Genomic DNA, 23553 nt, shown 5'->3' with positions numbered 1-23553 from the left:
TCTGTGGACCAGGCTCCATCACACACGCTCACCACCAGACGAATTCATCGCGATTGCAGACTGGAGGGTTGCGAGACGATACTCGCCAATGTGACCTGCCACTGAGAATTTCCTCCAGAATGGATTAGAGTCCGGACCATTGAGGACGGACATATGAAGAAGCAGAGATTTACGGAAGAGCAGATTATTGCGGTGCTGAAGGAACAGGAGGCGGGTGCGAAGGCAGCCGATCTCTGCCGCAAGCACGGGATTTCAGAAGCAACGTTTTATAATTGGAAAGCCAAATACGGCGGCATGGAAGTCTCCGAAGCGAAGCGTCTGAAGGCGCTTGAGGACGAGAATGCGAGGCTAAAGAAGTTGCTGGCCGAGCAGATGCTTGATGCAGCCGCGCTCCGCGAGCTTCTTGCAAAAAAATGGTAGGGCCTGCCGCCCAGCGTGACGCCGTCACGCATCTGAAGGCCGTCATGGGTCTTTCGGAGCGGCGGGCCTGCCAGATTATATCCGCCGACCGCAAGATGATCCGTTACCGGTCAAGCCGACCGCCGGAGGTTGAACTGCGGACGAAGCTGCGCGACCTCGCCAATGAGCGGCGTCGTTTCGGCTACCGTCGGCTGTTTGTCCTGCTTCGGCGGGACGGAGAGCCGTCCGGGGTCAATCGCATCTACCGGCTCTATCGCGAGGAAGGTCTTTCCGTTCGCAAGCGGAAAGCCAGGCGGCGTGCGGTCGGCACACGTGCGCCGATCCTGGTTGAAGCGAAGGCCAATGCCCGCTGGTCGCTGGACTTCGTGCATGACCAGTTCGCCTGCGGCAGACGCTTCCGCGTGCTCAACATTGTCGATGACGTGACGCGCGAATGCCTGGCAGCGGTCCCGGACACGTCGATCTCTGGTCGACGTGTCGCCCGAGAACTGACGACGCTGATCGAACGACGCGGCAAGCCCGGAATGATTGTCTCCGACAACGGCACCGAACTAACGTCGAATGCCATCCTCGCCTGGTCGAGGGATCACAAGGTCGAGTGGCACTATATCGCGCCGGGGAGGCCAATGCAGAACGGCTATGTCGAGAGTTTCAACGGCCGGATGCGCGACGAGTTGCTCAACGAGAGCCTCTTCTTCGGCCTCGATCATGCCCGCAGCGCCATTGCTGAATGGGCTGACGACTATAACCATTTCCGGCCACACTCGTCGCTCGGATACCAGACCCCGGCAGGCTACGCCGGGATCATCGCCGCAACCGGCTCCAACGCTGCGCAAGATGAAAGCTTCGCGTTTCCGCCGGTTGCTCCCACCGCGCCATTTGGCGTATTCAAACCCGCCGAGGCTCTAATCGCAGCCGGATGAAACTTCAGTGGCAGGTCAAATGCAGTAAAAGCCCGCCTGGCGGCCTGGATGTCTTCATGTTTTGACGGAAGCGTAGCCCGCATCTGAGAAGTAATTGACGCATTCCTCTGGCTAATGGTGTCGGTGAGCAGGGTCGCGTAATGGATGCTGGCCTCCATTCCAGCGTCCGTCATGAACCACAAATCTGCCGATTTGGGAATCCCGCACCGGTTCCGATAAGCAATGATCCGCTCCAGGCTTCGTGGACGAGGCAGGGGCTCCGGCGATTCCTTGCCGCACACGATTGCTACGGTAACCTTTCGATGCGCAGGTTATCCTGAGCGCGCGCATGAGCGGCGATTTCTTCCATGGGAGCGATCCAGACGTCACCTCGATCCAGGATGGCCTTAAGCTGCTTTTCCATCAGCCTCCAGCGCGCAAGCCTTCCCGTCAGAAATGGATGAAGTACAGGCATCCAGAAACCACCGACTTCGTAGGCGGCGTCGAGTTCTTCGAAAAAGTTAGCCATCCCCGCGCTCGGGCTTCGGACAGGCATGACGTAATGCTGTTCCTCCATGTGAGCAAATGGTGGCCAATCGTCGGTGCCCCAGTGAGCTGGTATCTCGATCAGTGACCCGCGCTCAGTTTGAACACTGTAGGGCAGGTCGTCGGCCATCATTGAGCTGTCGTAGACAAATTCTTCGCGGATCAATCGGTCTACGATCGCCGGCGTAATGCCATATATCGGGGCGCGATATCCCCGCGGCTTGCGTCCCGTCAGCCGAACGTGGGTCTCAAGGGCCCGGCCGAACAACTCCTCTTCTCTTTCATCCGAATGGTCCAGAGGACTCTCATGTGCCCACGAGTGGTGACCAATCTCATGCCCGCCGGCAAGGATCGCCTCTACCATACCTTCGTTGTCGGCCATCACCTGCCCCGGAATGAAGAAGGTCTGCCGGAGGCCGAGTCGGCGGTAGGTGTCCAGAATCCTCGGAACGGCAACCGTTGGCTCATAGCGAGCCGACGAAAGAGCCGATAGCCGGCGGTCGGCGTCGTCCGGGCGCGCAAGCCGCAAAAGCGTGTCAGCATCGATGTCAACGGTGACCGATGCGCCAAGAGTCTTTCCATCAGGCCAGACGATACAATTCGAAGGCATTCTCTCTCCTCATGCTGGCGGAGTTTTTCTAGGCCGGACGGTGATCAGACCTTCCAGGACAAGGTAGCGTTCAACCTCTTCAAGCCAAGGGCGGCAACTAGCAATGCCCCCTCGATACTTGGAACCATCAAAGCCACTTAGGCCGTTGGAGTAAATTGGATTTTCTAGTATTGGATATCGATATTTGTCGAAGTATCGCGGGAGAGGACATGCGCAGACTTGATAATATTGATATCCGGCTCTTAAGAGTTTTTACCGCTTTGGCGGATGCAGACGGCTTCGCGGAGGCGCAGATTGCGCTTAATCTATCACAATCGACACTGAGCACGCACCTCGCGGATCTCGAAAAGCGTCTCGGCGGGCGCCTTTGCGATCGCGGACGCCAGCAGTTCAAGCTTACCGAACTGGGACGGGCGACGTATGAAGCGTCAATGAAACTCTTTCGCGACCTGGAGGAGTTTAATCGGAGCGTCAGCCTTGCCAACGGCAATCTTGCTGGGCGGCTTAGGCTTGGCGTGTGCGATGGTATCTTCAGCACACCCCAACTTTCGATCAGTCGCGCAATATCGGAGTTCCTGCCGGTCGACTCCGAGATCTTTATCGATCTCGTGCTGGGAACTGCACCGGATTTAGAGCAAAGGATTGCAGACGGGGAACGCGATATTGTGATCGGCCCTCTCTCACAACGCGTGTCGGGCGTGGAATATGTCGACTACTACGCTGAACCTCACAACCTGTATTGTGGAAGGGGCCATCGCCTGTTCACATTACCCGATGATCAGATCGACCGTAAGGATGTTGAAGCGGCCAGATTCTCGGTTCGTCGCTACAGACACTTCGATGATCTTTACTACTTTGGTCACTCAAGGGCCGGTGCCTCCATCGAGGCTATGGAGGCGCAGCTCATGCTGATCCTTTCGGGGCGCTTTATAGGATTTCTTCCCTCCCAACTCGCCGAACTGTGGGTAGCAAAGGGGGAATTGCGCCCAATCCTGGAAAAGACACACAGCTTTGATTCAACGCACACCATCGCATATCGACGCCGGTTGGTTGAGGCAACGCTTGTCGATAGCTTCCTCGAGGTGTTGATCAGGATTAGGGACGAAATAGCAAACGATACAGCCAGTACCCGCCGTCAATGGAAGTGATGAACCGGCAGGTAAGGCCGCAGAAATGGGCGAAGGCCGGGTGCGGTCCTCACACTTTTGGGCAAGGGCTTCCGTTGGCGGCGATGGGTTGCAACGAGGCCTGCGCTGCAAAATCGACAATCACCCTCGTCTCGGTTTGGTCGCCAATACATTTCAGAGCGAAAAACTTGAATGGATTAGCTGCACGCACGCCTAGGTTCAGGACCTATTAATTTGGATTGAGATGTGATTCTCATGTCCGTTTTCAACAATCCAGGCTTGAGATTTCATCTCGCGTTTCAGCGTTTTGGGATTATGTACTGCCTACTGCAGGACGCAGCGGCAAGGTGTGGTGGCCAAGGTCGAGCAGTTCGAGGACCTGGCTATCCCGGTCTACACAGCACCTGCCGACTGCCATTGAAGGACAAGAAGGCGGATGACCATGAGCCGCCAACGTTTTCGATGAATCTGATTTATCGCTCAGTCGACGAGTTCGCGCGCTGATATGGCGAGACGGCGTTTCGCGGGGATGATCTAGCGGACAAGTTCAAGTTCCTCACGCACGATCCGGTTGCCAGTGTCATGGAGGCGGCGCATCGGGGATGGATTGTTGAGGTAAGCGTCCAGCTATGGAACCAACTGTCAGAACCATCCGTTGGCCGGAGGTTCATGCTGTATCCATCCGAGGTGGGCCGCAGGACTTAATGGGGTTCGCGTGGTAACGTCGGGTTCATGGAGATCGATGAGGACAAGATCGACGATGCCGTTTTGGCGCTGTTGTGGCTAACGCTGCATAACGAGCGTTGTGCCTGGAAGGGCTTTGACTGGGCAACGACGGATCGCTTGCATCAGAAGGGCATGATCGGCGACCCGGTGAACAAGTCGAAGTCGCTGGTGCTGACGGACGAGGGTCTGCGGCGGTCGGAGGAGCTGTTTCGGACGCTGTTTACGCGGCAACCGATATCGCCACCGCCTTGATCCTCTTCCATTCCCAAGGCAAGAGCTCACGCAGGCGGGAGACGGGAAGATCTGCGATGCGCGTCAGCACATCTGCGAGCCAAGCCTTCGGGTCGATGTCGTTGAGGCGGGCCGTCGTAATAAGGGTCAGCATGATGGCCGCCCGGTCGGCGCCCCGCTCGGATCCGGCGAAGCTCCAGTTTTTTCTTCCACATGCAACCCCGCGCAGGGCTCTTTCCGCCGCGTTATTCGTCATGCAGATCCTGCCGTCGTCGGCGTATCTGGCAAAGTCGGCCCAGCGCGACAGCATATAGTTGATGGGTTCAATCACCGGTGAGGATCGCGACAGGCCTTCGAGTTCCAGCCTGAACCAAGCCTCCAGTTCGTCGAGCAGCGGCTTGCTCTTTTCCTGGCGCACGGCAAGGCGCTCTTCGGCGCTTTTGCCGTTGATGTCGCGCTCGATGTCAAACAGCGCATCGATGCGTTTGACCGCTTCCAGCGCCGTCGCAGAGACAGGCCTCAAGCCCTTGCCCCGCCGGGCACTGCGAGAGACATCGGCCAGCTCGAAGAACTTTCGCCGCGCATGGGCAAAACAGAAGGCTGGCGTTACCGGGATTTGTTTCCTGCTCCGGTCGAAGAGCGGATTGAAGCCATTGTAGCAATCGGCCTGCAGGATGCCGGTGAACTCGGCCAAATGTCGTTGCGGATGTTCGCCACGCCGGTCGCTGGAGGCGTAGAAGACGGCAGCCGGCGGCGACTGCCCGCCAAATGGCCGGTCGTCGCAAACGTAAGTCCATATGCGGCCGGTAATGCACTGCCCCTTGGCCAGGATCGGGATGGTGGTGTCATCGCCGTGGAGGCGCTCGGCCGCAAACACGTGGGTTTCGATCATATCGAAGAGTGGCTTGACGGCGGCGCTGACGTAGCCAACCTGGTCGGCGAGCGTCTGGGTTGACAGATCAATCCCCTCGCTGCGGAACCGGCGACTTTGGCGGTTCAGGGGCTGATGCTCGGAGAATTTGTCGAAGACGATCGTGGAAAGAAGGTTGGGGCCAAGGAAGCCGCGCGACGTGGCATGGAAAGGCGCCGGCGCCTGGCTGATGCAGCCACAGTCCCGGCAGGTAAATTTCTCCCGGACGGTTTCGACGATCTTGAAGCGGCGCGGGACCTCCTCCAGCGTCTCGGTAGTATCCTCACCAAGCTTCGACAGACGCTCGCTGCCACAATGGGTGCAGGCGGTCGGCGCGTCGACGACGAGACGTTCGCGCTCAATATTTTCTGGCCAGGGTTTGCGCACCGGGCGCTTGCGGGTGAAGGCACGAACGGTCTGTGTTTTCGCTGAGGCCGCCTCTGACGCAAGCTCATCCTCGGTCGCATCAGCGACCAGTTCCTCAAGCTGCAATTCCATCTGGTCGATCAGCCGCTGGGTGCGCTCCCGGCTCGGACCGTGTTTGTCGCGCTCCAACTTGGCGATCAGCAATTGCAGATGGGCGTTGAGCGCCTCAATGCCGGAAAGTTTTGCTTTTGCACTGCTCGCTTCAGCCTCAGCGCGTATCCGCGCCTCGCGTTCCGCCAGCAACGCGGCGTGGGCGCTGGCAAGATCGTCCGGCAGTGAGAGAGGCGGTAACGACATGCTGTCATAGAAGCATATTTATCCAACAAATTCAATGCAAAAGACGTTCAAACCCGCGTCGGGCGCCAGGTTTCCTGAGGGGCTCGCCAGTCAATTCCGGACAGCAAATAAGAAAGCTGCGCCGGCGTGATTGCCACCGCGCCGCCCTCTACATTCGGCCAGATAAACCGGCCGCGTTCCAATTTTTTCGTGAACAGGCATGCGCCCTGGCCATCATGCCAGATCAATTTTACCAGATCACCTCGGCGGCCCCGGAAGCAGAACAGATGACCGCCCAGCGGGTCATGCTTCAACACTTCCTGCACCCGAAGGGCTAGCGAAGGAAAGCCGCACCGCATGTCTGTATGTCCGGTCGACAACCAAACCTTGACACCCGTTCCCATCGGAAACGGGTTCATCGCAACGTCTCCAGACCCCGCATAATCCGCAGCAGGACGTCCACGTCGACATCCCGACCGACGATCACACGCCGGTCGTTCGCACTCACCACCTCCATGCGACCGTGGTCGCTGACAGGCGGCGGCACAGCGACAGTCGCCGCAGGTGGCGTGTTCGCAACAACCGGCTCGGCAACGACGATCGCTGGAACAAACCCGTTTGTCGAGCGGTGGACAAGCCGTCCTTCCCGGGCGGCCCTGCGCCAGGCATTCAACTGCCAGCGCGTGATCCCATGACGCTGCGCCGTGGCCGTCACCTGCCGCGGGCCGTTATAACTCTCAGCCACAATCGCTAGCTTCCCTTCATCCGTGAAACGCCGGCGACGCCCGCTATCGACAATCTCCATCCGGCTAAAATGCCCGGTGAGATCATTCATCAAGTCCATGTGTGAAGCACCGTCTATATTGCCGTCTATATAGACAGAGCATCCACACTCTCACTCACTCCACAATGCGGCCCAACTCGGATGCGTACTATCCACTCCGGCGGAAACTCTCTCCTTTACCTCCCAGGACCAACGATCACGCTCGACCCGGACCCGGTATCCCAAGCTCAGATGGTCGGAGTGCTGAAGGCCTTCGGTGCGCCACATGCATATGTGTTCGATGAATCAGGCGGCGGCGACACCGCATTAATTGCTGCGTGCCGCCGGCTCGGCGTCAAACGCATGGGAAGTGAAATCGGCGGGGGGGGTATCACCTCGCGAGGCAACATAGCCATGACCGAGCACGGCATTCTGCGGGTCCTCGTCCATCTGGGAGCGCTGTCGTCCGATTGGATTGCTGAACTGCCCGACGCTCACCAGTCGAACTTCATCCGTCGAGCAGGTGCTCGCAGTGACCACTACATCTATGCCGACGAGAACGGCGTTTTCGAACCCTTTGTCGAACTCGGCGATACCGTCGAAGCAAATCAGGCGGTAGGTCAGATCCTTTTCCCTGAAACACCGTGGCGCGCGCCGACTACCTGTACCAGTAAAACGTCCGGTATCATCATATGCAGAAGGGCGAAGGGACGAACGGCCCGAGGTGACGGCGTCATCGTATTGGGTGAATTACTGCAGGCCCCATAAGTGTGATCTATATAAGAACTTTCTGAACAGATTTGCCTGGCGCAACTCGCCTGAACCTTGCGATCTCTTCATAGCTTCGGGGACAACGCTTCGACCGAAGCGGTTGTTCGAAGCACATATCACTTGAGACTGCGGGGCGCCACCCGTGTGCGGTCAGTTGGATCGTTTGTGAGATGGACGCCAAGGAGAAACGGGGAAGAGAACGAGAATGAAATTCGTCGCAGGCCTGCCGTCCCGCCACTGCTAACGCTCAAGCGCGTCCTGCACACCCTCCGGCCCCTCGCCGATCGCACGGCGATTCGGCCGCAGTTGGGCCGCAGCCACTTGGTCATGAAATACTCTCTTCCGTCACGGCCGGGCGCGCCCGCGTCACGGCGTGAACATTCACATAGGACATCAAAGCCTGCATCGTTTTCGCCGCGACCATTTCGTGCGGGCCGCCGTCCGACACTACCGTCACGTCGGCTAGAGCATAAGTTGGGTAACGGTCATCGATCAATTTGCGCAGGGCGCCTTGGGGATCGGGCGTTTGCAGCAGCGGCCGGTTGGCGCGCCGGCGCACGCGGCGGATCAATACTTCAAAATCGGCTTTCAGCCATATCGACACCCCCTGCTCCGCAATCTGCGCACGGGTCTCGGCATTCATGAAGGCGCCGCCGCCGGTCGCCACCACTTTCGGCCCTTCGGCCAGGAACCGCGCGAGCACGCGCCGCTCGCCGTCGCGAAAATAGCGCTCGCCGTGCCGGGCAAAGATTTGCGGGATCGTCATGCGATGCGCCGCTTCGATTTCGGCATCAGCATCGGCAAAATCGAGCCCGAGTCGCGCCGCAAGCGGCCGGCCGGCCGGCCGACGTCTTGCCTGAGCCCATCATACCGATGAGCACAACGCAGCGTCCACCGAGAGCGGCGAGCAGAGCCGGTTCCGGCTGAGGATTGAGAGACATGTTCATGGCGCCCACTACGAAATTGCTACATAATCTATTGATATAATTCGAAGCTGCGGAGCGCCACGGCTGTGCCCTCACGACCGATAGCGTTCCGCTGTTCAAACGCCCCTTGCCATTCCAAGTCTTTGCGCAACCTGTGTTAGCATCGCATGAGCTGGCGAAGACGCCGAGTCCGGATCGGTATCACCGTCTTGCCGGCCATTAGTCGTGTCGCCTGCGTCAATCTGAAACTCCGACACAATCCCGCGCAACCGTTTTGCCTCGGCGGCAAGCGCCGCACTCGCAGCCGTGGATTCCTCGGCCATCGCAGCATTTTGCTGCGTAACCTGATCCATCTGATTAACTGTCCGGTTGACCTCAGAAAGGGTTACGGACTGCTCGTTGGAAGCGGCCGTGACGGCATCAAGCTGAGTGTTGATCAGCACTATCTGTTCCTCGATGATCTTGAGCGTGTCGCCGGTATCGCGGACCAGTTTGACACCATTGCTGACCTCATCGACCGAATTGAGGATCAGATCCTTGATCTCTTTTGCGGCGTGCGCGGAGCGTTGAGCAAGCTCCCGCACCTCTTGGGCAACAACTGCAAAACCTTTTCCGGCCTCGCCCGACCGTGCGGCCTCGACGCCTGCGTTGAGCGCCAGGAGATTTGTCTGAAACGCGATTTCGTCGATGACACCGACATTACTCGAGATTTGTGAGGATGACCGTTCGATGCGTTGCATCGCCGCGACCGCGCTGGAGACCACTTCACCGGAATGGCGCGCCGACTTGTTCGCCTCGATGGCAACGTGTCGAGCCTCGGCTGTGCGCGTGCTGGAGCTGGCGACGTTTTGGGTAATCTGATCCAGAGCGGCGGCGGTCTGCTCCAGGGAAGCGGCCCGATGCTCTGTGCGGCGAGACAGGTCCTGCGCACTCAAACTGATTTCCTGCGCGCCATCATCGATCGATCCGGTGGCGTTGGACACAGCTTTCAAGCTTTCCGCGAGTTGAACAACAGCAGCGTTGAAGTTTGCGCGCAACGGTTCGAAGTCCTCGGCAAAATTGTCGTCGAGCCTGAACACGAGGTTGCCGCCGGCGAGATGTTTCAAGCCCTCTGCCAACCCGGACGTGGCCTCAGCCATATCCTGCGCCCGCTGACGCTCCGCCCCAGCGACACGGGCACGTTCAAGTTCACTCACGCCGCGAGTGGTCTCCACATCCTTTTCAAGGTCCCGCGCCCTTAACTCGTTATCTTTGAAGACCTGTACAGCCCGGGCCATCGATCCGATCTCATCGCGACGAATCGTTCCCTCGACGGTCGACGTGAGATCGCCATCTGCGATTACCTTCATTGTCGAAACCATCTGCTTGATCGGTTTGACCAACCACGAGCGAATTGCGAGAAAACCGAAGCAGGATATGGCGAGGAGTGCAACGATAGCTGCTCCCAGACTCAGCACTGACGTGTCACGGACAACGCGTGAAACATCAGCACGCTTGTGGTCTGCGCCGGAGGCAAGTTGTTCTGTCACGGATGTGAATCTTGGCGAGATGGCAGCAAAGGCGGGCTGGCACAAAGTGAGATAGAGTTGCTGCACCATGGCAAGCTCGGCTTCACTGGTCGCACTGCGCGCCACTGCGATTGCTGCACCACACGTATCGGTCAGTACAGAGAATCCATCCGCCTTCAACTTTGGGAGTTCGCTCTGCTCCGGAACCGCAGCGATCGCCAGATCCATGAACCTGACGAAGTTTCCTCGAGCGTCATTCAGGCCAGCTTCTGCGCGCGCCCTCGCCTCTTTTGACCGCGTCATCACCATGTCGCTGATGCTGGCACGCGCTGTTTCAAGACTTCGGTTCGACTGTGTCAAGCGAAGCGCTGCAGATGCATCTCTGTCGAGAAGCGCCTGGTAGCTGTCGTTTACCTTCAGCATCTGCCTGCTCTGGTAGACCGTCAGACCGAACGCCGTGACACCAAAGACGGCCATGATGACAAAGAACTTTCCGACAATGGAAACGTGTTTCACAAGCCACTCCTCTAACCCGCATCTCTCAGTGCGCCCCGACGGCGCGTAACACCAGTGGAGGAAGGTTCCACCCAGATAATTGTCGATAGGTCTGGTAGCTGACGAGCGGCTTGGCAGGGTAACCGGCCGGGCCGAAGCCTCGTGACAAAGGCCGCCTTGGGCGGTTGAGCAATCCAGTGGGCCGTAACGAGTGTGAAGCCTGAGCAGGCCTCGAAAGTGAAGATGCGGATGCCGACCCTCCTGAGATTAGGGGAAGGCAGCACGAGCGGGGAAGAAATCGACGAGCGCACCCGCTCGATTCGCCGGGGTAGTGGGCACGGCACGCTGGAAAGGTGGTGCGGGTAATCGGGGGAGACCCGTCCCGGGCGAGGGTAGCGGCCTCAACGGCGTGCTTGGCACGCCGGTCTGGAGCGGGAGTCGGACAGGGTCATACTACTGCTGAGGCCGGGTAATGCCGGTGGAGGGAAGGCCCCTGACTTCTGGTGTGCTTTTGACGATGATGAGGTGGAGGTGATTGGCGATGAGCCTGCAAACGCCTGATAAGATCCGGACTCTTCAGAGGAAGCTGTATCGTAAAGCGAAGGCGGAGCCTGCCTTCCGCTTTTACGCTCTCTACGACAAGATCTGTCGCGACGACATTCTGTACCATGCCTATCGGCTAGCCCGCTCCAATGCTGGTTCGCCGGGCGTCGACGGCGTGACGTTCGCGCGGATCGAGGCGGCGGGAGCGCAGGAGTGGCTGGCGGGACTGCGCGAGGAACTCGTTTCGAAAACGTATCGGCCCCAACTGGTACGACGGGTCATGCTACCAAAGCCTGGAGGTGGAGAAAGGCCGCTCGGTATTCCGACTATTCGGGATCGTGTCGTCCAGACTGCCGCCAAGCTGGTGCTTGAACCGATCTTCGAGGCGGATTTCGAGGATAGCGCCTATGGCTATCGCCCCAATCGGGGTGGTGGTCAGGCGGTCAAGGAGGTGCACCGGCTAATATGCCGGGGTTACACCGATGTGGTCGACGCTGATTTGTCGGGATATTTCGACTCGATTCCGCACGCGGACCTTCTACGATCCGTGGCCCGCAGGGTCGTCGACAGGCATGTGCTGCATCTTATCAAGATGTGGCTGAAAGCGCCTGTTGAAGAACGGGATGGCGACGGCAAGCGGCGCATGAGTGGTGGTCGCAACGCAACGAGCGGAACGCCTCAGGGCGGTGTCGCGAGTCCGATGCTGGCCAACATCTACATGAACCGTTTCCTGAAGCATTGGCGGCAGACCGCACGGGGAGAAGCGTTCCAAGCCCACGTCGTTTCCTACGCCGACGACTTCGTCATCCTCAGCCGTGGTTATGCGGAAGAGGCTCTGTCGTGGACGCGGCTGGTTATGGCGAAGCTCGGGCTCACCCTCAATGAGGCGAAAACCTCGGTGAGGAATGCACGACAGGAGCATTTCGACTTCCTTGGCTATAGCTTTGGCCCCGAGCATTTTCGCAAGGATGGTCATTGGTATCTGGGCGCAAGCCCATCTCGGAAAAGTGTCCAGCGGCTCAAGAAAAAGGTGAGCGATTTGCTCGTGCCCGGTGAGATGGGGACATGGCCCGACGTGCGGAACCGGCTCAACCGCCTTTTGCGCGGCTGGTCGACCTACTTCGGTTATGGCTCCCGCCTTCCGGCATATCGGGCGGTCGACAACCATGTTTACGAGCGTGTGCGAAACTTCCTCACGCGGCGGCACAAGGTGGCAGGGCGCGGGTCGCACCGTTTCTCCGATGACTATGTCTTTGGAGAGGGCGGTGTGCTGCGCCTTCGACGCGTCCACATCGGGCCACCTCCGAGAGCTATGCGGTGAAGCCAGTCGGAAAGCCGGATGCCGGAAATCGGCACGTCCGGTTTGACGAGCGGGGACAGGAAACGGGACTCATGTCACCGCGCCTGTCCTCGACTCTACCAGCGCCTGTGGCGTTGGTTGACGTTGGGCTGTTGGCGGCGGTCGGGGCTGGGCTCCCCGCCGAGGACGCGGGCGGCCGTCGCCGCGATGTTGGGCGTTTTGTCTGGTCCGGCGATGTATCCTCTGTCGTTGGCGGGAAGGGCTCGGGTCCGGCGGCATCATCGGGCCGCGGCGCATATTCGGGCGTGAGCCAGGGCAAATTCCTCGGCATATGGGCAGGCCGAAGCCATCGCCACCTTGATGCGGCGGACCGAGATGCGGACCTGGGCGCCGATCTTCAAGAGCTTCAATCGGATCGTGCCGCAGGTGGCATCGGCAAGGCGGCTACCGGTGAGGCCGAGGCGGCGTAGCGCACAGATCAGCACATAGGCCAAGGATGCAAACCAGAGCCGCAACTGATTGGCGCGCATGGTGTGGGCGCTGGTGCGGTCGGCATAGAGATCGAGCTGGCATTCCTTGATGCGGTTCTCCATATCGCCACGGGCGCAGTAAAGCTCCTCGTAAAGCGGTTGTGCCGCCCAGTATTCCGGTTCCAGCGAGGTGACGATGAAGCGCGGATTGGCCCCCGCCATCGTCCATTCGGCCTTGGCCACCACCCGCCGCCGGCATGACCAGCTGCCCTTCGTCGACCACAGGAAGTCGCGGAAGACGCGGGCAGCCTGGCCGCTTGCCTTGGCCGCAAGGCTCGCTTCCTCCAGGGCCTCGGCGATCTTCTTTTCCAACCGCTTGTTGCGGGCAAGGCCAAAGACATAGTCGACGCCGTTTGCCTCGCACCAGTCCATCAGTTCGTCGCGGGCAAAGCCGGAATCGGCCCGCAGGATGATGCGCACGTTGGGCCAGCGCGCGCGGATCTGCTTGACGATCCGCCCGACCTCCTCGACCGCGCCGGCGCTGGCGTCGATATTGGAGCGTCGCAGCTTGGCCGAAAGCAGATGCCGGCCGCAAAAGATGTAGAGCGGCAAATAGCAATAGCCGTCATAATAGCCGTGGAAGAACCGCCCTTCCTGATGGCCGTGCAGCGGATCGTCGGTGGCGTCGAGATCGAGCACGATCTCCTCCGGCGGCCTGTCGTGTGCGTCCACGAACAGCTCCACGAATAGCGCTTCCAGCGCCCCTGCGTCATAGGCGATCTTATGATAGCGCGTCGGCGCGCCGGGGCGGCCGTGCTCCAGCCGGTTCAACGTGGATTTGCCGGCAAGCACCGCACAGTCTTGTCGCTTCGGCGTCAGCCGCTCCGACAGCAGCGCAAGTACCGGGTCGTGGCGCAGCGTGTCGTGATCGTCGACATCCTCATAGCCCAGCGCGATCGCTGCAATGCGCTGCCCGACCAGCGTGCGCATGCTGTGGACCGTGCACTTGCGATCGCGGCCATCAATGAAGCAGCCGGCCACCCGGTCGAATAGCCCGATGGCCCCATCGACGTGGCGAAGCAGCAGCGCACCGGCATCCGAGGTGATCGCGCCGCCGTCAAAACCAGCGATAACTTTGTGGCCGTCGAAGCCTTTAAATCCGAACTGCGCGGAGATACAGTGTGTTTGCATCGGGCCTCCGTAACGGATCTGGTAAGCCTTTGTCGTAAAAGCAGTTTCTCAGATTCGCAGGCCCGATGCACCCCTTACTTGTAGAGTCGAGGACAGGCGCGGTGACATGAGTCCCGTTTCCTGTCCCCGCTCGTCAAACCGGACGTGCCGATTTCCGGCATCCGGCTTTCCGACTGGCTTCACCGCATAGCTCTCGGAGGTGGCCCGATGTGGACGCGTCGAAGGCGCAGCACACCGCCCTCTCCAAAGACATAGTCATCGGAGAAACGGTGCGACCCGCGCCCTGCCACCTTGTGCCGCCGCGTGAGGAAGTTTCGCACACGCTCGTAAACATGGTTGTCGACCGCCCGATATGCCGGAAGGCGGGAGCCATAACCGAAGTAGGTCGACCAGCCGCGCAAAAGGCGGTTGAGCCGGTTCCGCACGTCGGGCCATGTCCCCATCTCACCGGGCACGAGCAAATCGCTCACCTTTTTCTTGAGCCGCTGGACACTTTTCCGAGATGGGCTTGCGCCCAGATACCAATGACCATCCTTGCGAAAATGCTCGGGGCCAAAGCTATAGCCAAGGAAGTCGAAATGCTCCTGTCGTGCATTCCTCACCGAGGTTTTCGCCTCATTGAGGGTGAGCCCGAGCTTCGCCATAACCAGCCGCGTCCACGACAGAGCCTCTTCCGCATAACCACGGCTGAGGATGACGAAGTCGTCGGCGTAGGAAACGACGTGGGCTTGGAACGCTTCTCCCCGTGCGGTCTGCCGCCAATGCTTCAGGAAACGGTTCATGTAGATGTTGGCCAGCATCGGACTCGCGACACCGCCCTGAGGCGTTCCGCTCGTTGCGTTGCGACCACCACTCATGCGCCGCTTGCCGTCGCCATCCCGTTCTTCAACAGGCGCTTTCAGCCACATCTTGATAAGATGCAGCACATGCCTGTCGACGACCCTGCGGGCCACGGATCGTAGAAGGTCCGCGTGCGGAATCGAGTCGAAATATCCCGACAAATCAGCGTCGACCACATCGGTGTAACCCCGGCATATTAGCCGGTGCACCTCCTTGACCGCCTGACCACCACCCCGATTGGGGCGATAGCCATAGGCGCTATCCTCGAAATCCGCCTCGAAGATCGGTTCAAGCACCAGCTTGGCGGCAGTCTGGACGACACGATCCCGAATAGTCGGAATACCGAGCGGCCTTTCTCCACCTCCAGGCTTTGGTAGCATGACCCGTCGTACCAGTTGGGGCCGATACGTTTTCGAAACGAGTTCCTCGCGCAGTCCCGCCAGCCACTCCTGCGCTCCCGCCGCCTCGATCCGCGCGAACGTCACGCCGTCGACGCCCGGCGAACCAGCATTGGAGCGGGCTAGCCGATAGGCATGGTACAGAATGTCGTCGCGACAGATCTTGTCGTAGAGAGCGTAAAAGCGGAAGGCAGGCTCCGCCTTCGCTTTACGATACAGCTTCCTCTGAAGAGTCCGGATCTTATCAGGCGTTTGCAGGCTCATCGCCAATCACCTCCACCTCATCATCGTCAAAAGCACACCAGAAGTCAGGGGCCTTCCCTCCACCGGCATTACCCGGCCTCAGCAGTAGTATGACCCTGTCCGACTCCCGCTCCAGACCGGCGTGCCAAGCACGCCGTTGAGGCCGCTACCCTCGCCCGGGACGGGTCTCCCCCGATTACCCGCACCACCTTTCCAGCGTGCCGTGCCCACTACCCCGGCGAATCGAGCGGGTGCGCTCGTCGATTTCTTCCCCGCTCGTGCTGCCTTCCCCTAATCTCAGGAGGGTCGGCATCCGCATCTTCACTTTCGAGGCCTGCTCAGGCTTCACACTCGTTACGGCCCACTGGATTGCTCAACCGCCCAAGGCGGCCTTTGTCACGAGGCTTCGGCCCGGCCGGTTACCCTGCCAAGCCGCTCGTCAGCTACCAGACCTATCGACAATTATCTGGGTGGAACCTTCCTCCACTGGTGTTACGCGCCGTCGGGGCGCACTGAGAGATTCGGGCTAAGCCCGGTCTCACTCACGGTGCATGGATGTCTAGGTTCTGATCATTTGAATTCTTGAATTCTAAGAAAAAAATGGCTGCCGCCGACCTCGTATTCGACGACAGCCAAGTTGCCTGGGAGGGCAGGAGAAAAGAGTTGAACCCCTAGTTTGGCGATAGTTCATGCATGTCTGTCAATCGCGGATCGCAGTTCCAGTTACCGGATCGAACCAGTGCAACTTCTCCAGATCGACAGTCAGTGGCAGATGTTGATTTGGGCGCGGTGTCAGCGCCGGTGGGATACGCGCCACAAGCCGGTTCTTACCCTTATTGGGAAAGTCTTCGGTATCTTCAGCATCGTTGATATTGACCGGCGGTGACGCGATGTTGAAAAACACGAAAGTGTCGGCGCCAAGCGCTTCGGCAACCGGGACCTGCTCGTTGAACAAGGCTTCAGACTCGGGACAAACCTGGAACATCTCCGGGCGAATTCCAACAATGACTTGTCGCCCTACATAGGCTGACAGTGCCGCCTTGGCGGGGATGGAAAAGGATACCTTCGTTCCAGTTACCGCAGCTTTGAGCGACCCGGCTTCCGCCGTCAGCTCGACGCGCACAAAATTCATGGCGGGCGAGCCGATGAAACCAGCGACGAACAGATTGGACGGCTTGTCGTAAAGCATCTGCGGCGTATCGATCTGCTGAAGATTACTCTCCTGTCCGTTAAACACCGGCTTCAGCACAGCCACACGATCGCCCATGGTCATAGCCTCGACCTGATCGTGGGTCACATAAAGGGTTGTGACGCCGAGCCGCTGATTAAGGAGCTTCAGTTCACCGCGCATCTGCACGCGGAGCTTGGCATCCAGGTTGGAAAGAGGTTCATCCATCAGGAAGGCCAAGGGGTGGCGAACAATCGCCCTCCCCATTGCCACGCGTTGGCGCTGCCCGCCGGACAGTGCCCCGGGCTTGCGCTCAAGATAGCGAGTGAGATCGAGCATTTCCGCTGCATCGCGCACCAGCTTGTCGATCTTGTCCTTCGGCATTTTTCGCTGCTGCAGACCGAAGGCCATGTTGTCGTAAACGGTCATATGAGGGTAAAGCGCGTAGTTCTGAAAAACCATCGCAATATCCCGATCCTGGGGCTCGGTCTCAGTGACATCAGCGTCATCCATCAGCAGCCGCCCGCTGTTGAGCGTTTCAAGACCCGCTGCCATCCGCAATAATGTCGACTTGCCACAACCGGACGGGCCGACCAACACGACGAATTCTCCGTCCCCGACCGAAAAACTTACATTCGCAACGGCAACGGTTCCGTCCGGAAAGGTCTTGCCTATCCCATCGAAGGTCATGGACGCCATTTTTATTTACTCCCAGTATTTTTGGGCGAGGCAAGCCGAACTGTTCCGCACGGATTTGCCCCGAGCTTTTGGTTCCGGCATTAGCCGATGTTCACAGCATTGCCGGTCGCGACGGATTCCTCGATCGCCGCCAGGATCTTGGTGTTTTCCAGACCGTCCTGTGCATCTGCCAGCAGAGGAGCATCACGCACCACGCTATCGACGAAGCGAGCGATGGATTCCAATACGAAGCCACCGATGCGCGTCGCGCCGGTTGGCGTTATGCCGATGTAGTCATTGTATTTCAGTCCGCCGTCGACGATACGGCGCAGGCCGCCGCTATGGGTCGGGTCTGCCTGGATCTGGCCCTTTTCACCAACGAACTCGACCTTGAAATCGACAAGCGAAGGATTGTCGCGCGACAGGATCCAGCTGTTCTCCATGGTCACGACCGTGCCCTTGGAAAATTCAAGGATCGAGGCATGGAAGTCTTTCGTATCCACGCCGCCGGCAGACAGTGTCCCAGAGCGGGCGACGGAATAAACACGCACGACCTCGTCTGCGAGAATGAAACGCAGGACATCGACGAGGTGGCTGCCCAGGAACCAGAGTGCCGAAGACTTTGCAGCCCAGCTCAGCATTTCGAACGGAACGAATGTCGTATTCGAAAGCCGCGCGGTCCCGTGTTTGGCCAAGCCGATCTGACCGTCCTGGATCATGTCGCGAACCTGGGCGAGGATGGGATTTACACGGTTGTGGAAATCAATCATCAGCTTGCCCTTGGATTTTGCGGCAGCCGCCGCAATTTCCTCGGCTTCACTCACCGTCGTCGCAAGCGGCTTTTCGCTCAACACGTGTTTGTCAGCTTTCAGAGCGGCGAGGATTATCGGCGTGTGGGTAAAGTCGGGTGTCGCAACCGAGATCGCATCGATCTGATCGCTGGAGATCAGCTTCTGATAATCGGTGAAGGCCCGCGTTGCGCCGTAGGTTTCCTTCATCTTCAGCGCCCTGCCCTCATCGAGGTCGCAGACGCCGACCAGCTCGGTCTCCGGCAAGACATTAAAGGTGTGGGCGTGATTGCCGCCCCAAAGACCGGCGCCAATGACGCCCATTCGCAGTCTGCTCATTTCATTACTCCATTCATAAGGGGAAACCTCAGCCCTTCACCGAACCAAAGGTGAGGCCTCGTACGACGTATCGATCGAAAACAAGGAAGATGATCATCGGAGGAATCATCGCGAGCACTGCGGCGGCGGCGATGTAGTTCCAGGTCACTCCGCTCGTTGCGAAATATCCAAGTGTTCCGATCGGAAGGGTGGCGGTCGAGCGTGAGCTCAGCACCAGCGGAAAAGCGGCGTTGTTCCATGCGAACACGAAGGCGAACATCGAGGTGACAATGATGCCGGGACGAACGATCGGCAGCGTAATCCGCAACATGATCGTGTACCAACGGGCGCCGTCCACCCGGGCGGCTTCCTCCAGTTCCACTGGCACCTCATCGATAAAGCTCTTCATCAACCAGACGGAAAACGGGATCGTCAGCGTCTGCAGGACCAGGATCATGGAGAAATAGGAACCCTGCAGACCGATGCGCGTGATGAGGATGAAATAAGGGATCAGGAATGCGACCGGCGGGGCCATCAACAGCCCGAGATACCACAACATGATGTTCTTCTTGCCGCGGAGCTTGAAACGGGACAACGCATAGGCCGCAGGAACCGAAAAGGGCAGATTGAGTAGCACAGCACCAATCGCGACGATGAGGCTGTTGACCAGCTGCCGCGCATTGGTGCCCGGATCGACGAGGATGTGCCGGAATGCGTCGAGATTGGGCTCGAATGTGAGTTGCGGCGGCATGGTGAACGCCGTCTCGGCCGGCCGGATCGCAAGGGCGATGAACCAGAGGATCGGACCGACGAAGATTGCCAGGAAGAGGAGGCCGGCGGCGTAGGTGAGTGCCGTGTTGAAGCTCGTGTGGCGCCGGGACATTTTACCACTCCTCGTTTCGGAACGCGAAGAAGACGTAGAGGGCAACGATGACATTGACGATCAGCACGGTGATCCAGGTCATTGCGCTGACTAGGCCTATGTTGAAGTTGACAAGGCCCTGCTCGTACAGCGAGTATCCAAGGGTGCGCGTCGACGTGCCCGGTCCGCCGCGGGTGAGCACGAGCACCGTGTCGAAGGTGTTGAAGATCTGCATGAAGCGCAGCATGACGATGATGATCGCGGTGCGCTTGATCAGCGGCAGCTTGATCCGCATCAGGATCGTCCACGCAGACGCCCGATCCAGTCGTGCGGCCTCCAAAATCTCGTCGGGCACGGCCAGCAGGCTCGCATAGAGGACGATTGCAAAGAACGGCGTCCACTGCCAGATGTCGACGAGGAGGATGGCCGCGAGTGCTGTCGATGGCGAGCCAAGAATTCCCTCTGCGGGAACGGGGAGCCAGAGCGACTGCAACAGCCAGCTCAACAGTCCACCGCCGGGATCATAGAGGTAGCGGAACAAAAAGCCGACGACGATGGGCGCGATCGTGGTGGGCAGGATCAGCAGGGCACGCACAACGTTCATGCCAGGCAAGGCCTTGAGCAGGATGAGCGCGATCGCCAGGCCAAACGTGAACTCAAGTGTCGTGCCAAGCATCGACAGGATCAGGGTGTTGGTGAGCGCGGCGCGAAAGTCGAATGCGTTGAAGGCCTGCACATAATTTTCGAACCCAACGAACTGGAGCGGTTCCGGGCCGATTTGCAGGTTCCAGAAGTAGAAGCTCGATCTGAGGGCAAACAGCAAAGGATAGGCGATGAGCGCGAGCAGCATCACGACCGAAGGCGCGATCAGAAAGTAGGGCAGGTTTCGTCGGATAAAGCTCTTCCGGGTAGGCCCGAAGGCTCGCGGAGAGCGAACAGTTGTCGTGTGCATTGCCAGATCCAGTTCTTCTTCTAGTGGATGCCGGCGCGATCGCTGTCGCGCCGGCCCGAGGAGAACTCTGTTACTTCTTGGCGATCAGGGCTTTGGCCCCATCAAGAGAATCCGCGTAGCTGTCCTTTTGATAAGGGATCATGAGATTGCCCTTCAGGATGCTCTCGAACAGGCTGTTCGCGCGCTCGAGGCCGGTCTTCGGCTCCTCGTTGCCGGTCAGAAGCTGGTTCAATGTGAGACCCAACACGCTTTCGACAGCCGTGTAACCAGGTACAGGTGGGCGTGTGACCTTGCCGTTGCCCTGCTTCATCATCGCATACTGCACATCGAGGTACGGATAGATCGCCTTGACTTCCTCGTCTTGATAGAGCGAAACGCGCGCAAAGTCGGAGAACTGGTAGTTGAGGTCCGGCCAAAGAGCCATTTTCTTCTGCGTGGCCTTCGAGGTCGCCCATTTGATGAAGGCGTAGCCTGCCTCTTGCCTTTCGGAACTGGACGGGATGCCAAGGCTCCAGCCGCCGAGGCTGACCGTCTGAGGCACGCCCTCAGCTTTCGGTAAGGCTGCCGTTGCATACTTCTCCATGACGTCCGACTTCTTGCCGGTCATGTAGCCGGAATTCTTGATCAGATAGAAGTACGGGGTCCACCAGTAGAACATGCCGATGTCGCCCTTGGCGAAACGGGTGCCGGCGTCGAACCAGACATAATTGATGGCTTCAGGCGGAGACAACTTGTAGAGCTGCCTGTAGACTTCGACAGACTTGATCCAGGCGGGGCTTGTCAGTTGCGGGGAGAAATCCCACGGAGCGGCCGGGAATGATTTGAACCAGTTCGCGCCGTGGCTTGCTGAGACCTGCGTAAACATGTGGACGATCGGCGACGGTTGAGAGCCGCAAACGACGGTTGGGAAGAGCGGCTTGCCGCCAAATGATTTGCCTTCCATCGACTTCAGGGTGTCGACGTATTTCGTCCAGGTCCAGTCTTCCGATGTCTCGGTCGGCGGTGCTGCAATGCCGAGTTCGTCAAAGACGTCCTTGCGGTACATAACCCCCTGAGCATAGGCGGCGACCGGCAACGTGCCGACCTGGCCGCGCCAGATATTCGAGGAGTAAAGGACCTCCGGGATGAAGTCTGAGAGATCGAATTCGTTGTCCTTGGCAATAAAATCATTCAGCGGGATGATCCAGCCATTGTCGAGATACTGCCCGAGCCACATCTGATCGACAACGATGACGTCGGCGTCTGAGGTCTTGGCGACAAAAGCAGACACTAGGCGAGACTGAAGGGCGTCATACGAGAGGCTCTCCAGTTCCACCTTGATGCCGGTTTCCTTCTCGTATTCTGGCACCAGCGCTTTCATTGAGAAAAAGAATGGGTCTTCAACGGACAGGACGCGAACCGTGTTCGCATCCTGCGCGGCACCTCGCCGTGGAATGGCCAACGATCCCGCGCCAGCCACAAGAGCTGCGACGGAAGCGCTTTTCAGCAGGTCACGTCGCGACATATTTCCGATATCGATTGTCATAAACAGCCTCCTCAGTTGCTTCGTATCCCAACCCCGGCCCTTCAGCGCAGCCCGGGGCTTCCGCTTGTCGATACTGAGATTGTTACCCCTAACGTGCTTTTTGTAAGCAGTTAGTTTGTACCTCGCACAAACTTATGTTAGTGTCAAGAAGTCGCCGCAGTGAAAATTCCGCTTTACCGCGACGCGCGCACGCCATCCTGCTGGCGTCACTGGAAAGGCCTTATGCTGTCTGGTCGTTCGAGAACGTACAGGCTACAAAGGATTAAGCAGATTGGAGATGCAAATTGAAGTTTGAGAGCCAGCCGTCCTATTCGTTGGGCCAGCGCACCCCCGCCAGCAGAGAAGTCGCTGCCGGAGAAAGTGGCGGCAACGTGACGCTTGTCTCGCAGTCGGCACTTGGCGCCATAAACCGTGGACGCGTTCTACAAGCATTGTATGACAACGGGCCAAAAAGCCGGGCAGATCTGGCGCGACTTGCCGGCGTAAACCGCACGACGATAACTGGTATTGTGCAGCCAATGATCGAGGATCAGCTCCTCGTCGAGGGAGACGCTTCGCCTTCCGACGTCAAAGGCGGCAAGCCCGCTCGCCCGCTCTATTTCAACCCCGACGCACCGATGCTTGGCGCTGTCCTCCTACTGCCTGGCACCATACAAGCCTGCCTTGTGGCGCTAACCGGTGAAATAAAGGCTGTTACAAAAGCCGAGTTCGATCCGTTTGGTGACCGAGAAGCATTTGTCGCGATTATGACCAAGACACTTACGTCTACCTTGTCTCAGGCCCAGCAGGCACCATTCGGTATCGGCGTGGCGTCGGCTGGAATGATCGACAGTGACAATGGAACCATTCTTACCGTCAACCTTGCTCCCGTTCTAACGGGACTTCCTCTTGTAGCAATACTACAAGAACGCTTCTCTCTTCCGGTTGTCATCGATCATCACCCCCGTGCCTTGCTTGTTGGGGACAGATGGTTCGGGCCCGGTCGCGGCCAACAAAATTTCGCAGCAGTCTATACTGGCGAGGTTCTCGGCGGCGCCTTCTTCATCGACGGCAAGGTCTATCGTGGACTCGCCGGATCCGGCGGTGAGCTCGGTCACAGCGTGGTGCAGATCGATGGTGCCCTTTGCAATTGCGGAAAGCACGGCTGCTGGGAGACGGTCGCTGCCCTTCCCTGGCTTCGAAAAGAAGCCGCACGGATGGGCCTTCCCAATCCGAAAATCATCACCTGCGCTCGGCTAGTCAAGGAAGCAAACGAGGGCTCAGGCGCGGCACATGAGCTTCTCGACCGTTACGCACGCAACGTCGCTTTCGGCATTGTCAACCTGCAGCAAACGCTGTCCCTTAATTCCTACGTTCTACACGGAGACGTGGCCGGAGGCGGGGTGAAGGCTGCAGAACTGATCAGGCAGCATGTCGAGCAGCTGGTGGTGAAGAGACCCGGTCAGGAGATATCAATCACAGTGAATGGCATCGGCGAAGGCCATACGGCGCTGCGTGGCGCTGCGGGCTTGGTTTTATCGAGTCACCTTAAGCTGGTCATTTGAGGCTGCAACACAGCGGCGCCGAGTCGTAATCTAGACGACGTCCCGGCACCTGCAAGTGTCAGCTCGCACCTGAGCCGCTCCGTGGACATCATTGAC

19 protein-coding genes are annotated in these 23553 nt (G+C 58.9%); 6 read left to right on the top strand and 13 right to left on the bottom strand.

The window, feature by feature from the left end; all coding sequences use genetic code 11:
- The first annotated feature begins 153 nt into the window (after positions 1-153).
- A protein-coding gene (locus BA011_RS31450; RefSeq protein ID WP_151343682.1) for an IS3 family transposase occupies positions 154-1343 on the top strand; the annotation gives its coding sequence in 2 pieces (ribosomal slippage) (positions 154-406 and positions 406-1343; 1191 coding nt in all).
- A 286-nt stretch (positions 1344-1629) separates the two neighbouring features.
- Here BA011_RS31450 and BA011_RS31445 read toward each other — a convergent pair.
- Positions 1630-2478 (bottom strand): polysaccharide deacetylase family protein, encoded by an 849-nt coding sequence (locus tag BA011_RS31445; RefSeq protein ID WP_065283729.1) that lies wholly within the window; start codon positions 2476-2478, stop codon positions 1630-1632.
- A 209-nt stretch (positions 2479-2687) separates the two neighbouring features.
- Between BA011_RS31445 and BA011_RS31440 the strand changes: the two genes are divergently transcribed.
- Together BA011_RS31440 and BA011_RS31435 are read left to right on the top strand one after the other, a co-directional pair.
- Positions 2688-3626, top strand: a complete 939-nt coding sequence (locus tag BA011_RS31440; protein WP_065283728.1) for a LysR family transcriptional regulator — start codon at positions 2688-2690, stop codon at positions 3624-3626.
- Positions 3627-4337: 711 nt separating this feature from the next.
- Positions 4338-4583 (top strand): DUF6429 family protein, encoded by a 246-nt coding sequence (locus BA011_RS31435; RefSeq protein ID WP_041365332.1) that lies wholly within the window; start codon positions 4338-4340, stop codon positions 4581-4583.
- Here BA011_RS31435 and tnpC read toward each other — a convergent pair.
- The 3 genes from tnpC to tnpA are packed head-to-tail and all read right to left on the bottom strand — an operon-like array spanning position 4552 to position 7018.
- Positions 4552-6195, bottom strand: coding sequence for an IS66 family transposase (gene tnpC, locus BA011_RS31430; protein WP_064246225.1), 1644 nt, complete (start codon positions 6193-6195; stop codon positions 4552-4554). The genes BA011_RS31435 and tnpC overlap by 32 nt on opposite strands.
- A 47-nt stretch (positions 6196-6242) precedes the next feature.
- Complete coding sequence (gene tnpB, locus BA011_RS31425) at positions 6243-6593, bottom strand: IS66 family insertion sequence element accessory protein TnpB (RefSeq protein WP_064246224.1); 351 nt, start codon at positions 6591-6593, stop codon at positions 6243-6245.
- Positions 6590-7018 (bottom strand): IS66-like element accessory protein TnpA, encoded by a 429-nt coding sequence (tnpA, locus tag BA011_RS31420; protein ID WP_065282713.1) that lies wholly within the window; start codon positions 7016-7018, stop codon positions 6590-6592. Before tnpA ends, tnpB begins: the two co-directional genes overlap by 4 nt.
- Positions 7019-7198: 180 nt before the next feature.
- On the opposite strand from tnpA, the gene BA011_RS31415 reads away from it, so the two are divergent.
- Positions 7199-7705 (top strand): succinylglutamate desuccinylase/aspartoacylase family protein, encoded by a 507-nt coding sequence (locus tag BA011_RS31415; protein WP_420493449.1) that lies wholly within the window; start codon positions 7199-7201, stop codon positions 7703-7705.
- Positions 7706-8033: 328 nt separating this feature from the next.
- On the opposite strand, the gene BA011_RS31410 is transcribed toward BA011_RS31415, so the two are convergent.
- Both BA011_RS31410 and BA011_RS31405 read right to left on the bottom strand, forming a co-directional pair.
- On the bottom strand, positions 8034-8492 hold the full coding sequence (locus BA011_RS31410) for a shikimate kinase (protein ID WP_335727695.1): 459 nt from the start codon (positions 8490-8492) through the stop codon (positions 8034-8036).
- Positions 8493-8750: 258 nt separating this feature from the next.
- Positions 8751-10658, bottom strand: coding sequence for a methyl-accepting chemotaxis protein (locus tag BA011_RS31405; protein WP_065283726.1), 1908 nt, complete (start codon positions 10656-10658; stop codon positions 8751-8753).
- 520 nt (positions 10659-11178) lie between these two features.
- On the opposite strand from BA011_RS31405, the gene ltrA (BA011_RS31400) reads away from it, so the two are divergent.
- Positions 11179-12501 carry a group II intron reverse transcriptase/maturase gene (gene ltrA, locus BA011_RS31400; protein ID WP_186806473.1) on the top strand — a complete coding sequence of 441 codons (1323 nt, stop codon included), beginning with the start codon at positions 11179-11181 and terminating at the stop codon, positions 12499-12501.
- Positions 12502-12758: 257 nt separating this feature from the next.
- On the opposite strand, the gene BA011_RS31395 is transcribed toward ltrA (BA011_RS31400), so the two are convergent.
- The 7 genes from BA011_RS31395 to BA011_RS31365 form a co-directional block, all read right to left on the bottom strand.
- Entirely contained in the window at positions 12759-14141 is a 1383-nt protein-coding gene (locus tag BA011_RS31395) for an IS1380 family transposase (RefSeq protein ID WP_065279426.1), read from the bottom strand.
- 179 nt (positions 14142-14320) lie between these two features.
- On the bottom strand, positions 14321-15643 hold the full coding sequence (ltrA, locus tag BA011_RS31390) for a group II intron reverse transcriptase/maturase (RefSeq protein ID WP_186806473.1): 1323 nt from the start codon (positions 15641-15643) through the stop codon (positions 14321-14323).
- Positions 15644-16322: 679 nt separating this feature from the next.
- Positions 16323-17489: an ABC transporter ATP-binding protein gene (locus BA011_RS31385; RefSeq protein WP_065283725.1), complete on the bottom strand. Its 1167-nt coding sequence runs from the start codon at positions 17487-17489 to the stop codon at positions 16323-16325.
- Between the two features lie 80 nt (positions 17490-17569).
- A complete protein-coding gene (locus BA011_RS31380; RefSeq protein WP_064249279.1) occupies positions 17570-18595 on the bottom strand; it encodes a Gfo/Idh/MocA family protein in 1026 nt (341 codons plus the stop codon).
- 28 nt (positions 18596-18623) lie between these two features.
- Entirely contained in the window at positions 18624-19457 is an 834-nt protein-coding gene (locus BA011_RS31375; RefSeq protein WP_018517040.1) for a carbohydrate ABC transporter permease, read from the bottom strand.
- Between the two features lies 1 nt (position 19458).
- On the bottom strand, positions 19459-20388 hold the full coding sequence (locus BA011_RS31370) for a carbohydrate ABC transporter permease (RefSeq protein ID WP_065283724.1): 930 nt from the start codon (positions 20386-20388) through the stop codon (positions 19459-19461).
- A gap of 70 nt (positions 20389-20458) precedes the next feature.
- Positions 20459-21913 (bottom strand): ABC transporter substrate-binding protein, encoded by a 1455-nt coding sequence (locus BA011_RS31365; RefSeq protein WP_065283723.1) that lies wholly within the window; start codon positions 21911-21913, stop codon positions 20459-20461.
- Between the two features lie 284 nt (positions 21914-22197).
- Here BA011_RS31365 and BA011_RS31360 point away from each other — a divergent pair, with 284 nt between their 5' ends.
- Complete coding sequence (locus BA011_RS31360; RefSeq protein ID WP_065283722.1) at positions 22198-23457, top strand: ROK family transcriptional regulator; 1260 nt, start codon at positions 22198-22200, stop codon at positions 23455-23457.
- The last annotated feature ends 96 nt before the right edge of the window (positions 23458-23553 follow it).

This window comes from Rhizobium leguminosarum, assembly GCF_001679785.1.
In the GTDB taxonomy this organism is placed as follows: Bacteria; Pseudomonadota; Alphaproteobacteria; order Rhizobiales; family Rhizobiaceae; genus Rhizobium; species Rhizobium leguminosarum_R.
The sequence above is the reverse complement of the archived record's forward strand: the minus strand, read 5'-3'. Positions and strand labels throughout refer to the sequence as shown.